Origin of the sequence: Acetobacter syzygii, from assembly GCF_000964225.1 — a bacterium.
Taxonomy (GTDB): domain Bacteria; phylum Pseudomonadota; class Alphaproteobacteria; order Acetobacterales; family Acetobacteraceae; genus Acetobacter; species Acetobacter syzygii.
The window spans coordinates 54,087-68,943 of sequence record NZ_BAMZ01000019.1 but is presented as its reverse complement, the minus strand read 5'-3'; the positions used below and the strand labels follow the sequence as shown (position 1 = coordinate 68,943).

At 56.9% G+C, this 14,857-nt stretch carries 14 protein-coding genes; 5 read left to right on the top strand and 9 right to left on the bottom strand.

Annotation, left to right across the window (positions count from 1 at the left end):
* The first annotated feature begins 5 nt into the window (after positions 1-5).
* On the top strand, positions 6-590 hold the full coding sequence (locus Absy_RS07805; protein WP_048854177.1) for a thiamine phosphate synthase: 585 nt from the start codon (positions 6-8) through the stop codon (positions 588-590).
* A 79-nt stretch (positions 591-669) separates the two neighbouring features.
* On the opposite strand, the gene Absy_RS07800 is transcribed toward Absy_RS07805, so the two are convergent.
* From Absy_RS07800 to epmA, 3 genes are all read right to left on the bottom strand, one after another.
* Positions 670-1,494: a fasciclin domain-containing protein gene (locus tag Absy_RS07800; protein WP_186807906.1), complete on the bottom strand. Its 825-nt coding sequence runs from the start codon at positions 1,492-1,494 to the stop codon at positions 670-672.
* Positions 1,495-1,511: 17 nt separating this feature from the next.
* Positions 1,512-1,919, bottom strand: coding sequence for a hypothetical protein (locus Absy_RS07795; RefSeq protein ID WP_048854176.1), 408 nt, complete (start codon positions 1,917-1,919; stop codon positions 1,512-1,514).
* A 95-nt stretch (positions 1,920-2,014) separates the two neighbouring features.
* Positions 2,015-3,040 (bottom strand): EF-P lysine aminoacylase EpmA, encoded by a 1,026-nt coding sequence (gene epmA, locus Absy_RS07790; protein ID WP_048854175.1) that lies wholly within the window; start codon positions 3,038-3,040, stop codon positions 2,015-2,017.
* 20 nt (positions 3,041-3,060) lie between these two features.
* Here epmA and Absy_RS07785 point away from each other — a divergent pair, with 20 nt between their 5' ends.
* On the top strand, positions 3,061-4,110 hold the full coding sequence (locus tag Absy_RS07785) for a lysine-2,3-aminomutase-like protein (RefSeq protein ID WP_048854174.1): 1,050 nt from the start codon (positions 3,061-3,063) through the stop codon (positions 4,108-4,110).
* 24 nt (positions 4,111-4,134) lie between these two features.
* On the opposite strand, the gene ggt is transcribed toward Absy_RS07785, so the two are convergent.
* The 3 genes from ggt to Absy_RS07770 form a co-directional block, all read right to left on the bottom strand.
* Positions 4,135-5,898 (bottom strand): gamma-glutamyltransferase, encoded by a 1,764-nt coding sequence (gene ggt, locus Absy_RS07780; RefSeq protein ID WP_095351168.1) that lies wholly within the window; start codon positions 5,896-5,898, stop codon positions 4,135-4,137.
* Between the two features lie 41 nt (positions 5,899-5,939).
* On the bottom strand, positions 5,940-6,740 hold the full coding sequence (gene map, locus Absy_RS07775; protein WP_048854172.1) for a type I methionyl aminopeptidase: 801 nt from the start codon (positions 6,738-6,740) through the stop codon (positions 5,940-5,942).
* 113 nt (positions 6,741-6,853) lie between these two features.
* Positions 6,854-7,990 carry a D-alanyl-D-alanine carboxypeptidase family protein gene (locus Absy_RS07770; protein ID WP_048854171.1) on the bottom strand — a complete coding sequence of 379 codons (1,137 nt, stop codon included), beginning with the start codon at positions 7,988-7,990 and terminating at the stop codon, positions 6,854-6,856.
* Positions 7,991-8,311: 321 nt separating this feature from the next.
* Here Absy_RS07770 and clpS point away from each other — a divergent pair, with 321 nt between their 5' ends.
* Together clpS and clpA are read left to right on the top strand one after the other, a co-directional pair.
* A complete protein-coding gene (gene clpS / locus Absy_RS07765; protein WP_048854229.1) occupies positions 8,312-8,689 on the top strand; it encodes an ATP-dependent Clp protease adapter ClpS in 378 nt (125 codons plus the stop codon).
* A 285-nt stretch (positions 8,690-8,974) separates the two neighbouring features.
* Positions 8,975-11,320 (top strand): ATP-dependent Clp protease ATP-binding subunit ClpA, encoded by a 2,346-nt coding sequence (gene clpA / locus Absy_RS07760; RefSeq protein ID WP_048854170.1) that lies wholly within the window; start codon positions 8,975-8,977, stop codon positions 11,318-11,320.
* A gap of 67 nt (positions 11,321-11,387) precedes the next feature.
* Here the strand turns inward: clpA and Absy_RS07755 are convergent, their stop codons facing one another.
* Positions 11,388-11,891, bottom strand: a complete 504-nt coding sequence (locus Absy_RS07755; RefSeq protein WP_052945726.1) for a DUF3465 domain-containing protein — start codon at positions 11,889-11,891, stop codon at positions 11,388-11,390.
* 134 nt (positions 11,892-12,025) lie between these two features.
* Positions 12,026-12,922 (bottom strand): polyphosphate kinase 2 family protein, encoded by an 897-nt coding sequence (locus Absy_RS07750; RefSeq protein WP_048854169.1) that lies wholly within the window; start codon positions 12,920-12,922, stop codon positions 12,026-12,028.
* Between the two features lie 109 nt (positions 12,923-13,031).
* On the opposite strand from Absy_RS07750, the gene Absy_RS07745 reads away from it, so the two are divergent.
* Entirely contained in the window at positions 13,032-13,640 is a 609-nt protein-coding gene (locus tag Absy_RS07745; RefSeq protein WP_084597004.1) for a YqgE/AlgH family protein, read from the top strand.
* Positions 13,641-13,674: 34 nt separating this feature from the next.
* Here the strand turns inward: Absy_RS07745 and rapZ are convergent, their stop codons facing one another.
* Positions 13,675-14,646, bottom strand: a complete 972-nt coding sequence (gene rapZ / locus Absy_RS07740) for an RNase adapter RapZ (protein ID WP_048854168.1) — start codon at positions 14,644-14,646, stop codon at positions 13,675-13,677.
* Positions 14,647-14,857 lie beyond the last annotated feature (211 nt).

The window sequence follows — 14,857 nt, the reverse complement described above, 5'->3', positions numbered from 1 at the left end:
CTGGCGTGTCGGAACTCTATCTTGTTACGCCTCCGCTCGTGCGCGCCGGTGCGTTTTTGCCCATACTGGAACAACGTTTGGCCTTCTGCCAGCCAGCAGCCTTGCTGCTGCGTCTGGCAGAAGGGATAACCCCCGCTGCGGCTCAAGAGCTGATTGCGGCCATTCGACCAGTTGTTCAGCACAAAGGGATCGCCCTGATGCTGGAGAATGCACCCGAACTGGCGGCTCAGACCGACTGCGATGGTGTGCATCTTTCTCACACCTACACAACCGCATCAGTCCGCGACGTACGCCGCCAGATTGGCGACGAACTGCAACTGGGTGTTGATGTTGGGAGCAGCCGGGATGCCGCCATGCGGGCGGGTGAGGAAGGCGCAGATTACATCTGCTTTTCGCCCGGGCCACAAGGCACGGCAGAGGCTACGCAAACAGTGCAGGCCCTTGCCCAGTGGTGGTGTATGATGATGGAGTTGCCAGCCGTAGCCATGGCTGCAAAACCGGAGGATGCCACGGCATTGGTTGGGTGTGATGTGGATTTTATCATGCCAGATGTGACCTGGTGGGATAACCCCGCTCCGTGGGTGCTCTAACGGGCTTCCAATCTGGCACAACGGCGTTCCGTGTGGTTTTGGGTGCTGCCCGGTTCCTTCAGCCTGCCTGTTCCGGGCCTTAGGGTACGGATGCTGCCGCGGTTGTGGGGGGCAGAAGCAACTCACGGGTAAAATATAAAACCCCATTGGATTGCGGAATTCCCATCACCCATAACTGGCTGTTAAGGCCGTTGGTAGCACCAACCATAATCTGTTCGCTTTGTGGGTCCGCCCAAACTGCCAGCGGCGCTCCGTTTAGTGTTGGCAGGGACAGCCTATGGGCTGGAGCTGCTTGAAGTGCAGCACGCAGGGCTTTGTGTGGCCATTTACCGGGTACAATCGTGTAGCTCAGGAGTGTGCGGACCTGTGCGGCGTTGACAGGGTTAAGGAGTTGTCCCCCTGTTTGCCGGTTGTAGGTTTCCAGCGCATTGTTGGGCAGGGCAAACACCGTAAAGGGACCAGCCTGCTGCAAGGTGGGGAGCAGACCCGTGGTGTCCAGCAGGTGTGTGTAGTCGGCCAGTTCTATGGAGCTACGCAGTGTGTCTGATAAGGGACGGTCACAGAACGCAGGTGTTTGCGGGTTGCTGTAAGCGACTGCGCTATCAATTGGAGTGCTGGTCTGATCGGTATTGGCTGTGGTCCCCCTGTTGCGCCCGGTGGTGTACGTGCGTGTGCCGGAGACTGTGGGCATCATAGCGGCGCAGGTGGAGGCAGGGGTTAAGTACGTGTCCTGCCGGGCAGGGCTTTGTGCGCACCCGCTCACAACCACCATGGTGGCCAAAAGCAAAGGACGGCCCACCAACATGCACCATTTTTTCGCAGGTATGGTGTCTGGGTGGGGGGAATACAGGGGCGCCTCCTGACCAGTCATGGCATGGAGCAGCAGATACGGGTCAGAAGGCACAGCATGGTCAGGCCAGTTTAGCAGCCGTCCCCGCGCATTGTCCAACTTTTGACCACATCATTGACCAGTTCAAAGTTGGTCTGGCAGCTATAGGTGTAGGCTGTGCCAAAGCCACCACCCCAGCCTCCGCCGTAACCACCCCAGCCACCCCATCCGCCGTAGCCGCCCCAGCCACCACCCCAGCCGGGTCCATAACCCCAACCACCCCCCATGGGCATGGAGTAGTCGGTTTCCTGCGTGATGTAGGCAAGGAAGGTGTGGTTTCCAGTTGTAAACTGGCGTGTGGGCACACCAAAGGTCCGGATAACGTCAACCGTTTGCCGCCCGATCATGGAATCGAGTCTGCGGCGTTCCTGCGCGCTGGGGACCTGGCACGCGGTAAGGGCCAGAAGCCCGACCAGTAAAAGTTTGTTTGCGTATGTCATGGCACTGACTTGCCCCCTGATGGAATACGCCAGCGGTATTCATCCTGTTGGTGGAAGATAAGCAAAAAACACCTGTTAAGGCTAAATGTTGCAGACTAATCCTGTATCCACAAGACATCCTGTATCCGGGGGGCACCCGTGGCCAGCATGACCAGCCGGTCAAACCCCAAGGCAATGCCCGAACAGGGGGGCATGTTGGGCAGGGCTGAGAGCAGTTTTTCGTCTATCGGCCAGGTGGGGCGGGTCGGGTAAAGCTGGCGGCGTTCGGCGCTGTCTTGCTCAAATCGGGTGCGTTGTTCCGTGGGGTCTGTAAGCTCTTCAAACGCATTGGCCAGCTCCATACCGGCAGCGTAGAGCTCAAAGCGTAGGGCAACGCGTGGATCTGTGGGGTCTTTGCGTGCAAGGGCTGCCTGTGTGGCAGGCCAGTGGGTTAAAAATGTTGGACGGGTCTGGCCAATGGTGGGTTCGATTCGTTCAAGCAATAAGCGGAAAAACAGATCCTCCCAGTTTTCCCCATCGCGCAGGGAGCAGCCTGCTGCATGGGCAAGGGCCTGCGCGTTACCTTGTGTTGGCAGCAGGTCTACACGGGCATGGCGACGAAAAGCCTCTTCCATGCTCAGGCGTTCAAAGGGCTGGCTCAGGTCCAGCGTGCAGGTGTTGCGGTGCACGGTGGGGGGGAGCACGGTTTTGAGCAGGCTTTCCGTCTCATCCATCAGGCCGGTGAGTGTCATATTGGGCTGGTACCATTCCAGCATGGTAAATTCGGGCGCATGGGTCGCGCTGGACTCGCCATTGCGCCAGACACGTGCAAACTGGAACAGGGCTAGCCCGGTGGCTGCTACAAGGCGCTTCATGGCAAATTCGGGACTCGTATGCAGGAACAGCGGATGCTGCTGGCCATCTGGCATTTCCCGCATGGTCTGGAAGGGGAGCAGATGCACCTCTTCCCCCGGTGTAGGCACGGCGTAGGGGGTTTCCACCTCCACGCAGCCTTGTGCTTCCAAAAAGGCACGCACCCCCCGCATGATCAGGTTACGGCGGATTAAAAATGGCAGCCGGTCACGAATATGCTCGGGATCCGGGGCATCAAAGGGACGATGAGATGTTGCAGACACAGACATGGGCAGAGTAGAGGCGGTACATGTCTTCCCCGGTCAAGCCCCCTTTTGCGATCAGCCGAACGCTGCGCACTCCAGATGAACTGATAGCCGCAGGCATGGTCCCGCCGGATGGCAGAGCGGATTTGCAGGCCGTGGCCCAGCAGTATGCTACGGCGGTTCCTCCGGCTTTTGCCAGTCTGATGGAAAGCCCGAACGATCCGATTGGTGTGCAGGTTATCCCAACGGCACAGGAACTTCTGGTTGCACCAGAAGAGCGGTCTGACCCGATCGGGGATGATGCCCTGTCCCCCGTGCCCGGTATTGTACACCGTTATGCGGATCGCGCCCTGCTCAAACCCTTGCTGGTCTGCCCTTTGTATTGTCGTTTCTGTTTCAGGCGCGAACATGTGGGACCAGATGGAGGGGTACTGGATGAGGAGGCACTGGACCGTGCGCTGGACTGGTTGCGCACGCATGAGCAGATCCGTGAGGTGATTCTGACAGGAGGAGACCCGCTTATGCTCTCCCCCCGTCGGCTGGGGGATATTGTTCAGGCTCTTTCGGCCATGCCACACATCACCACCATACGGGTGCATACACGTGTGCCGGTTGCTGTACCTGAGCGTGTTACGGATGCCCTGCTGGATGCGCTGGAAACAGAGAAGGCCATGTGGATGGCCGTGCATGTTAACCACGCGCGGGAAATGGCGCCCACCGCTCGGTCCTGCCTGCGCCGCATTGTCCGGCGTGGCATTCCCCTGCTGGGGCAATCCGTTCTGTTGCGCGGTGTGAATGACAGTGAGGAGGCGCTGGAATCCCTGTTTCGCACAATGGTGGAAAACCGTATGCGACCGTACTATCTGCACCAGCTCGACCCTGCTCCGGGTACGGCGCATTTTCATGTGCCGGTAGAGCAGGGGCAACGTCTGCTGGCTGGCCTGCGGGGGCGCGTAACCGGGTTGGCATGGCCTATTTACGTGCTGGATATTCCCGGCGGGTACGGCAAGGTGCCACTAGGTCCAGATTATATACTGGGGCCACAACAGGTGCGGGACCCGGAGGGTAAAACGCACGCGCTGGACCGGCTGTAAAAACGAGAATGGTAGGAAGAGTGCTTACTCCCCTACCGCAGCTCCTCCGGGGTGGCGGTGGTCAGCCCCCCCATAAAAACGGGCAGACCCTCTGGTGTTCAGGCTAGGCCCACCGACCAGAATACCCTCCGGGATTCCCCAAGGTGCATGGAGGACAAAGCTGTACCCCTCCTGCTCAAGAGTATGCTGGACCTGTTGGGTCAAGGCGCCTTCTTCGACTTCTACAGTCTCTGGCATCCACTGTTCATGCAGGCGTGGCAGGTCTATGGCCTGCTGGATGTTAAGTCCGTAATCCACAACGCCCAGAAGAACAGACAGAACAATGGTGGGAATGCGCGACCCGCCGGGGCTGCCAATAACCATAACCGGTCTGTCATTGCGCGAGACAATGGTGGGTGCCATGGAGGAAAGAGGGGTTTTGCCCGGTGCTATGGCATTGGCCTTGCTGCCGGGAATGCCAAACATGTTCAGGGCACCGGGCTTGATGGAAAAATCATCCATCTCGTCATTCATCATAATGCCGGTCTCCCCCCCCATCACCTTGGCCCCAAACCAGCCGTTGAGTGTGTAGGTGGTGGAAATGGCAAAGCCATTCTGGTCAATAACCGAAAACTGGGTGGTTTCCTGTTTTTCTGGCGCGGCTACTCCTGCGCGCAGGTCGGCTGAAGGCACAGCGTGATTGTCAGGTGTGTGCGCACGAATGCTGGCAATATAGGCAGGGTCCAGCAAGCTGCTGACAGGGTTGTGGACAAAAGCCGGGTCGCCCAGATTCCGCCGGTCGGAATAGGCATGGCGCATGGCTTCAATTTCATGCTGCAGAGCAGGAGCCGAGTGCAGGCCAAGGGCGTGCATGTCATACCCGGCCAGTATTTCCAGCATTTCGCACAGGGCTATGCCGCCAGCACTGGGTGGCGGCGCTGTTTCCACCAGAAAACCACGGTAGGAACATTTTATGGGAGCAAGTTCGCGCGGTTTGTAGCGTTCAAAATCCGCTGCCTGCAATATGCCTCCATGTGCCTTGGACTGGGCAAGCAGGCTGGCAGCAATGGGGCCTTTGTAAAAAGCATCGGCTCCTTTGTGTGCAATCAGTTCCAGCGAGTGCGCCAGATCTTTTTGGACCAGCCTGTCACCGGGGCGCAGGGGCGTGCCATCGGGGCGCAGGAATATTTTGCGGGCATATGGGTCTTTAAGGAACGCAGATGTGGAGGTGTTCAGGAGTTCCACATCTCCTTCTCCCAGCACAAATCCGTCACGGGCAAGTTGAATGGCCGGTTCCATAACGGTCTGCCGGGGCAGATGCCCCCATCGGGTCAGCACCCTGTCCAACCCTGCAACGGTACCGGGTACGGCAACGGCTTTCCACCCCAGTACGGATTGATCGGGAATAACATTGCCCTTGCTGTCCAGATACATGTCTGGTGTGGCTGCAAGAGGGGCTTTTTCCCGGAAGTCGAGAAAAATGGAGGACTGGCCGGGGGGACGCAGCATCATAAAACCACCCCCACCCAGATTACCGGCTGCGGGGTACACGACTGCCAGCGCATACCCCATGGCGACAGCGGCATCTGCTGCATTCCCGCCTTTGGCCAGAATATGGGCACCAACATCGGATGCCAGCTTCTGGGCGGACACAGCCATGCCATGCTGCCCCGGCACAGGGGTGGCGACAGGTGGGGCGGAGAGCGAGGTGGAACCATAGGCCAAGGGGTCGGCATTAGGTGTGGTCTGTGCTGCAAATACCGTCCCACTGACCTGCAAACACACTGCCGCCAGCACCACATGCCGCATAACAAGGGAGGAGAATGTGGTGGAGGCGACTGTCATGCAGCTTATCCTTGGGTTGGGTAGGGGGGGCAGTCGAGGCCAGCGGGGGAACGGGTAAAAATTTCATACCCGGTCTGGGTTACTGCCAGCATATGTTCAAACTGCGCGGACAATGAGCGATCGCGTGTGACCGCAGTCCAGCCATCGTCCAGAATCTTGACGTCAGCTTTGCCGATATTCAGCATGGGTTCAATGGTAAACACCATGCCGGCTTTCAGCTTCATCCCTTCGCCGGGGCGACCATAGTGCAGGATGTTCGGTTCAGCATGGAACACCTGCCCAATGCCGTGACCGCAAAAATCTTCCACAATGCTGTAGCGGTGTTTTTCCGCGTAGCTCTGAATGGCGTAACCAATATCACCCAAAGTCGCGCCGGGGCGTACAACCTCAATCCCGCGCATCAGGCTTTCGTAGGTTGTGGTTATCAGCTTGGCAGCCTTGATGGAAACCTTGCCCACTGTGTACATCCGGCTGGAATCGCCAAACCAGCCGTTCAGCTTGGGGGTCACATCAATATTCACAATATCGCCCTCAACAAGGGGGCGGTCACCGGGAATGCCGTGGCACACCACATGATTAACGGAAATACAGCAGGATTTGGGGTAACCCCGGTAGTTTAGCGGGCCCGGTGTAGCGCCATGTTCCAGCGTATAGGCGTGGATAATACGGTCCAGTTCGCCCGTGGTTACGCCGGGTTTGACGTAAGGCGTAATCATGTCCAGCGTAGCAGCGGCCAGTTGGCCCGCTGCCCGCAGGCTTTTGAAGTCTTCTTCGGTATGGAGAACGATTCCGCCTCTGCCCGCCATTCTGCACTTCCTCATCGTTGTTGGTGCTTTTGAGAAAGCAGCAAGATGAAGAGTGCAAGCCACAAAGGCAACCCGCTTTGGTTATAACGGGCCGCCTAAATGGCTAGAAAATGCTAGGTCCGGTTATGCGCTGCGCGATGCCGGGCCGCTCCACGCTGGATGGCAGGGGTGGAAATGGTATGAACCTTGGCTCCGATCACAGCAGAATGGTGGCCGTGGCTGACACGGGTAATCGCGGCATGGTGGCGGCGCGTGGCAGGGGCTTCCGCCACTTCCAGAGGGGCATGTCTGCGGCTGGCAGCAGCCATGATCAGCGTGCCACGGTGGCTGCGGTGGCGCAGCGTGCTGCCAGCCTGTGCAACCATGAGCGGTCTGGCAACTGGTGCAACGCCCTCGGCATCAAAACCGTGGTCAAGCTGGTTGGCCATAACCAGAGAACGCTGTGTGTTGCTGGATGCCCCCATGACCACGCCAACCAGACGCACATTGTCCCGCAGGGCGGAGGTTACAAGGTTGCGTCCGGCTTCCTGCGTGTATCCCGTTTTCATACCATCTGCTCCGGCATAAACCTTGAGCATGGGGTTATGGTTGGGAATGTACCGGCCATGGAAGCGGAAAGCTGGCGTGGCAAAATAGTGGTAATATTCAGGGAAATCGGCAATCAGGCGGCGGCCCAGAGTAGCCAGATCACGGGCTGTGGTCATCTGGTCGGGGTCTGGTAGGCCAGACGCATTGCGGAACAGCGTTTTGGACATGCCCAGCGCATGGGCCTGCTGGGTCATCATGGTTGCAAACTGTGGTTCGCTGCCCCCACCAATCAATTCGCCCAAGGCGCAGGCCGCATCGTTGGCAGATTTGGTAACCAGAGCAAGAATAGCCTGCTCAACCGTCAGGCGGGAGCCGGGCACCAGCCCCAGTTTGGAAGGTTCCATGGTGGAAGCATGGATGGAAACAGGAACAGCCTGATTAAGCGATATGGCTCCAGCGCGCAGGGCATTGAAGGTCATATACAGGGTCATCAGTTTGGTCAGGCTGGCAGGGTAGCGGCGCAGGTCAGGGTCGGTCTGGGAGAGTACGGTACCGGTGTTGGCATCCATAACAATGGAACTGATCTGCCCGGCATATTGTGCATGGGCGTAATGGGTGGTGGTCAAAGAGCCGACCACGACCCCGGTCAGCAGGGCTGCCCATTGGCGTAAACGTGGCTTTTTTATGCTGGTGCCAGATACCGGTCTGCCGTGTTCTGCCATCTGCCGTAAAGTCGGTTTGTCTGCCACTGCTACCCCCACCTGCTTCCGTATGGAGCACTATTCCGCCTACCGTTAGGAATCGCAAGAGCATGGCGGCAAAAAACTGAAATTCCAGCGCAAGGAATCCAGTTGGCCAGAACCCCGATCACCATGTGTCATGTTGTGTCAGTGTATGGCATAAATATGGCACGGGGCCGCAGGTTGGGGGTGGAGCGGCATTATTGTGTCCGGTTGCCCCCTTTTATTGTACTTCGGCTTTTCCAATATGGTGGTAAGGAACACCTCTTGTTTTTTACCCCTTGTCTCTGGAGTTTGGTTGCTATGGCCTCGTTTCACTTTCCTGTTCTGCATACAGGCAATGGGCCATCGCGGCGTGATGAGGGAACGGATTCGGATCGGGATGATGCGGAAATTGGTGTGGTGGTGCGGGCCAGACCCAAAACCCGCAAACCCGCCATGTATAAAGTGCTCATGCTTAACGATGATTATACGCCCATGGAATTTGTGGTGTACGTGCTTGAACGCTTTTTTCAGAAAAACCGGGAAGAAGCGACAGACATCATGCTGAACGTCCACCGTAAGGGCGTAGGTGTGTGTGGTGTGTTTACCTACGAGGTGGCGGAGACCAAGGTGTCGCAGGTCATGGACCTTGCACGCCAGAACCAGCATCCCTTGCAGTGCACCATAGAAAAAGACTGAAAGCGCTTAGCCCGTATCAAGCCCCATGTTCGCGTTCCGGGGGTGTCTGGTGCCGTCTGGTGGAGTGACTACGGATTTTTAAGAAATACACGCCACTCCGTAAAAGCGCCAAAAACCAGCATTTTTACGGAATGTGAGAACGAAAAATGCGTGAGCGTGCGTTTTTTGCGAGGTTATGACTCGCATTTCTTGCCGAAGCAGCCAAATATGGTTTTAGGGCATCCGATCGTGGTCTGTTGGTCGTTTTACCACGCTCGGAAAGTCCGGGGAAAGGAGCGTCTCGTCATGTTGTCACGCAATCTTGAGCAGACGCTGCATCGGGCGCTTATTCTGGCCGGAGAACGGCACCATGAATATGCCACGCTAGAGCATCTGCTTCTTGCCCTGGTTGATGATGCGGATGCCGTAACGGTGTTCCGCGCCTGTGGGGTTGATCTGGACCGACTGCGGACAGACCTGACGGGCTTTCTCGACAAGGATCTGGCTGGTCTGGCGTCTGATCGTCCGACCGAACCCAAGCCAACGGCTGCATTCCAGCGGGTTATTCAGCGGGCGGCCATTCATGTGCAATCCACCGGGCGGGATGAAGTAACGGGTGCGAATGTGCTTGTTGCCCTGTTTGCCGAGCGCGAAAGCCACGCAGTGTACTTCCTGCAATTGCAGGATATGACCCGGCTGGATGCGGTCAATTTTCTCTCCCACGGGATCGCCAAGGCACCAGAGCGCACAACCCGCCGACCTGTTGCTGGTAGCAATTCCGGTGCGGAAAAAGGCGAAGAACCCGAACGGGCAGAAGCCAAAACACAGAAAAATCAGGACGCGCTCTCAACCTACTGCGTTAATCTGAACGATAAGGCAGCCGCCGGTAAGGTCGATCCGCTTATCGGGCGGGATACGGAAATTGAGCGCACAATCCAGATCCTGTGCCGCCGGACCAAAAACAACCCGCTTTATGTGGGTGATCCGGGTGTGGGTAAAACTGCCATTGCAGAAGGTCTGGCGCGCCGGATTGTAGAAGGAAGCGTGCCCGAGGTACTGCTTAAATCCACCATCTATTCGCTGGATATGGGCGCTTTGCTGGCTGGTACCCGCTACCGGGGCGACTTTGAGGAACGTCTCAAGGCTGTTGTCACGGAGCTGGATCAGGACCCGCACGCCATCCTGTTTATTGATGAAATTCATACGGTCATAGGCGCAGGGGCGACCTCTGGCGGGGCCATGGATGCATCCAACCTGCTTAAACCGGCTCTTGCGGCTGGCACATTGCGGTGCATTGGTTCCACCACCTACAAGGAATTCCGCCAGCACTTTGAAAAAGATCGTGCGCTTGTGCGGCGATTCCAGAAGATTGATGTGCCCGAGCCAAGCATTGACGATGCGGTTAAAATTCTGCGCGGCCTCAAAGGCAGCTACGAAAAGCATCATAAAGTCCGTTATACGGAAGAGGCTATTCGTGGTGCGGTGGAACTCTCCGCCCGTTATATTCATGACCGGAAATTGCCTGACAAGGCGATTGACGTCATTGATGAGGTCGGGGCCTCCCGTATGCTTCAGCCAGAAGGTCGTCGCCGCAAAACGGTGAACCTGAAGGATGTGGAAGACATTATTGCCCGTATTGCCCGTATTCCACCCAAAAGCATTTCTGCTGATGACAAGGAAGTTCTCCGCTCGCTGGAGCGCGACCTTAAAGGCATGGTGTTCGGGCAGGATCAGGCGATTGATGCGCTCTCCGCCGCCATCAAGCTGGCGCGCGCGGGCCTGCGGGACCCGGAAAAACCGATTGGTAACTATCTGTTCTCCGGTCCTACCGGGGTTGGTAAAACGGAGGTGGCACGCCAGTTGGCCAATGCTCTGGGTATTGAGCTGATTCGGTTCGATATGTCCGAGTATATGGAGCGCCACTCCATCTCGCGCCTGCTGGGAGCGCCTCCGGGTTATGTTGGGTTTGATCAGGGCGGATTGCTGACCGATTCCATAGACCAGCACCCCCACGCCGTACTGCTGCTGGATGAAATTGAAAAAGCTCATCCCGATCTGTACAACGTGCTGTTGCAGGTTATGGATAACGGTCGCCTGACGGACCATAACGGCAAAACGGTCGATTTCAGGAACGTCATCCTGATCATGACGACCAATGCCGGTGCGTCTGACATGAGCAAGGAAGCCGTAGGTTTTGGCCGTAAAGTGCGTGAAGGGGAGGATGAAGAGGCTATCAAACGCCTGTTTACGCCAGAGTTCCGCAACAGGCTGGATGCGGTTATTCCATTTGCCCATCTGACGCAGGAAATTGTGGGTCAGGTTGTTGAAAAATTTGTTCTGCAACTTGAGGCACAGCTGGCAGACCGGCACGTAACCATCGAGCTGTCTTCGGCAGCCAAGGAATGGCTGGCAGAAAAAGGGTATGACCGCCTGTATGGCGCGCGTCCGCTAGGCCGGGTTATTCAGGAATCCATTAAAAAGCCCTTGGCCGAGGAACTGCTCTTTGGCCGACTGGCCAAAGGTGGAGCCGTTAAGATCGGTCTGAAAAATGGCGAGCTGGCGTTTGACATTGTGGAAAGCAATGGTAGCGCAGCTTCCAGCTCCGGCGAGGATGAACGTGGGAGCGAACGTGAGGAAGAAGCCGCAGATTAACCCCTGCGTCTGCCTCGCTAACAGCGTTTATGGCTGGCCGGTTTATTCTGGCCAGCCATTTTTTTATTCAGTCGTATCTGGTGCCGTTGACGGTCACATAACCGGGAATGGACCATGAGCGGCCTGTGCCCCGGTGTGTCCAGTCTACGCCCTGCTGGCGGGGGGAATCGTAATAATAACGACCAACAATATCGACCTGATCTCCTTTGGCGACCCACGGCCATGCCGGTGTGTGCATCTCGTCCAGATTGGTTACAATCCGAATGGAAATGTTGGGGGCAACGGTTACATAAAAATAACCGTGTAGCCCGCTCCGGGTCTTTTTTGCGTCTTTGGCAAAAGCCAGAACTGTTCCGCAGATATGCACGGCAGCATCCGTTCTGGGAGCACCGTTTTCAAACGCCTGCTGCTTGGCCAGAAAGTCCTTGTTATCGCATACGGCTGATACGGTGGTGGGGGGAGCAGCCTGTGTGTGCCTGTGGCGTGCCTGTGCCGGGGTGTTCAGGCTGGGTATGGCTGCCAGCCCAAGGCATAAGGCAAGCAGGCGCGTGCGGTTGGTAAAACGGCTCATTATAAACCTTTGAACAAAGAGGAGCCGCGTATGGATTTACTCCATACGCGGCTGGTGTAAGGGGCAGGATATTGCCCGGGGACGCTACGCAGTATCTGCCACACGCGTGGGCGTGAGCAGGATGCCAATAGAACTCAGGGTTTTTCTTGCAGCAGTCGGGTTCGGTAATCATCGAGTTGATGCATGACATCCGCGCTGGGTTGTGGGGTAACCTGCCGTAAATTGTGCAAGGCGCGGATAATGGTGCCGATTACCACAAGGCGGGCGTACCATTTGTGATTGGCCGGTACAATAATCCACGGTGCGTGGGGGCGGGCGGTCTGGGCAATGGCATCCTGGTAAGCGGCTGCGTAATCGTCCCAGTATTCGCGCTCATGGAGGTCGGAGGGGGAGAATTTCCAGCGTTTTTCAGGAATATCCAGCCGGGCCAGTAACCGTTCGCGCTGCTCCTCGCGTGAGATGTTTAAGAAAAATTTGAGAACAATCGTCCCCTGTCGGCTCAGATAATGCTCAAGGTGACGTATGTCGCTGTAGCGCCCCTGCCAGAATTCGGGCGTGTTGAGTTCACCCGGCAGGTGGCTGTTTTTGAGCAGATCAGGGTGGACGCGGCTGACTAGTACATCTTCATACTGACTGCGATTGAAAATGACGATACGCCCAGCCTGTGGGGCCGCAGCATGAATACGCCATAAAAAACCATGGAGCAGGTCCGTTGGGCCGGGCTGCTTGAAGGAGGTAACAGCAACCCCCTGTGGGTTCACGCCGGACATAACGTGCTTGATCGTGCCATCCTTGCCCGCAGCATCCATGCCTTGCAGAATAATCAGCAACGAGTGGGTCTGGTTGGCATACAGCAGTTCCTGTAGGTCCTGTAAAAGTCCCTTGACCTGCCGGAGCAGCTTTTTGCCCATTTCTTTGTCCAGCCCCAAGTGGCCGTCGTCACCGGGGTTATGGTCACTCAGCTTGAACTGGCTGCCATCCGTTATTTTGTAACTGTCTAAAGCATTAAGAAAGCGGGAAAGGGTGTTCATGGACATGTGTCCTGAAAATTGATCTGTGTGTGTCAGTTGCATAGAATTACAGACAACAGATGGGCTGGCAATCTTGCCAAAAAAGGAAGTGTTTCTCATATCTCTAGGGATGGCATTCGTAAACATTACTCAACCCGACCCCGCTGTTATGGATAACAGCCTTTCTCTGGCAGGTATGCTGCTGGTGGCAACTCCCATGCTGGGGGGAACGCTGTTTGGGCAGTCCCTTATTTATCTGTGCAGCCATACGCCAGATGGGGGCGCCATGGGGCTTGTTATTAACAAACGCCTGCCACGCCCGGACTTTGATGACCTGCTGGAGCAGTTGCAGATCGAGCCTGTGCCCCCCATGCGGCGCATTGGCCTGTGCGCGGGTGGTCCGGTAGAGGAAGGGCATGGGCTTGTGCTGCACTCCGCAGACTGGAGTGGTCAGGACAGTATGCGTATTACAGATAATGTGGCGCTGACATCCAGCATGGATGTGTTGCAGGACATAGCATCAGGCGGAGGCCCAAGGGATGCGCTGCTGGCCATGGGGCACGCAGGCTGGTCCGCTGGGCAACTGGAGCAGGAAATTCTTCAGCATGACGCATGGCTGGTAGTGCCTGCCACGCGGGAGCTGATTTTTGGTATGGACCACACCGTCAAATGGCGGCGGGCGCTGGCATCCATCAATATTGATCCAGCACGTATGAGCGGGCAGACCGGCCATGCCTGATTGATGGGGAAGGGGAGACTGGCGCGCTGGCCGCTCAGTTTGGTTCGGTATGAGCCGCTTCGGCCGGTTTTCTGGCCCAGCGCCATGCGCTTATGCCCTGCCGTGCCAGTTCGCGGTGCATGATCATGATGGGCCATTGGCCAGAGCCTTTGTAATGGCCCATTCCATCGGGGGCGGACAGGCGGGTTGCCAGTGCTTCCACGACTGTAACAGAACGGTGTCTGCCACCGGAGCAACCTATGGCAATGGTTGCGTATTTTTTACCTTCCTGCACAAAACGCGGCAGAACCAGTTGCAGCATGGCATGTATTTGGTTGAGAAATGGCAGGTAATCCGGGTCATGGGTTACGTAAGTCGCAACATCGGCATCCAGTCCGGTTTTGGGGGCCAGCTCGGGCACATAGTGCGGATTGCGTAAAAAACGGGCGTCAAACACAATATCTGCCTCACGCGGCAGACCCGCAGGGTAGGCAAAAGACATAAGGGTGACGGTCAACCCTTCTCCCGCTCCGCCATCCCACGGGCTAAAGCGGCTTTCCACAAACTGTCGCAGGTCTGGTGGAGGCATGTCCGTTGTGTCAATGACCAGATCCGCTGCAGCGCGGAGCGGGGCAGTCAGGGCAACCTCTGCCTCAATGCCTTCCTTGACGCTGCTGTGTGGTGCCAGCGGATGCCGCCTGCGTGTGGCCGTGTAGCGGCGTAGCAGCACGCTTTCGTCCGCTGTGGCATATATAAGTTCTACACGCAGGTGAGGGTTGACCCGCAGGCGGGCGAGTGCGGCCAGCACGGCGGAGGCATCAAATCCGCGGGTGCGGGAATCGACGCCTATGGCAACAGGGCGTTCAGCACGGGCGACGATATCGTCCAGCATTCCCAGTGGCGGGTTGTCGATGACTTCGTGGTCAAGGTCTTCCAGAATCCGCAGAATGGAAGATTTGCCAGCCCCAGACAGACCAGACACCAGCAGAATTCGGCGTGGAACCGATGTATCATCCGCCATGTGCATGGACGGCTCTTCCTTCTTTACTGTCTGACAAACAGGCACAGCTTATCCGGGCTGCGTGTGGCATAGGGCGTGCACTGTGGACCAACCATGAGTTTAAAGCAGTTTGGTAGCGGAAGAGAAGGCATTCTGCTCAGATCAGCTATACCAAATGTTAACAAATGCAGTGTCTCTGCCCTGCGGTGGCAGATTTGTTACGAAAGAGAAAATTGCG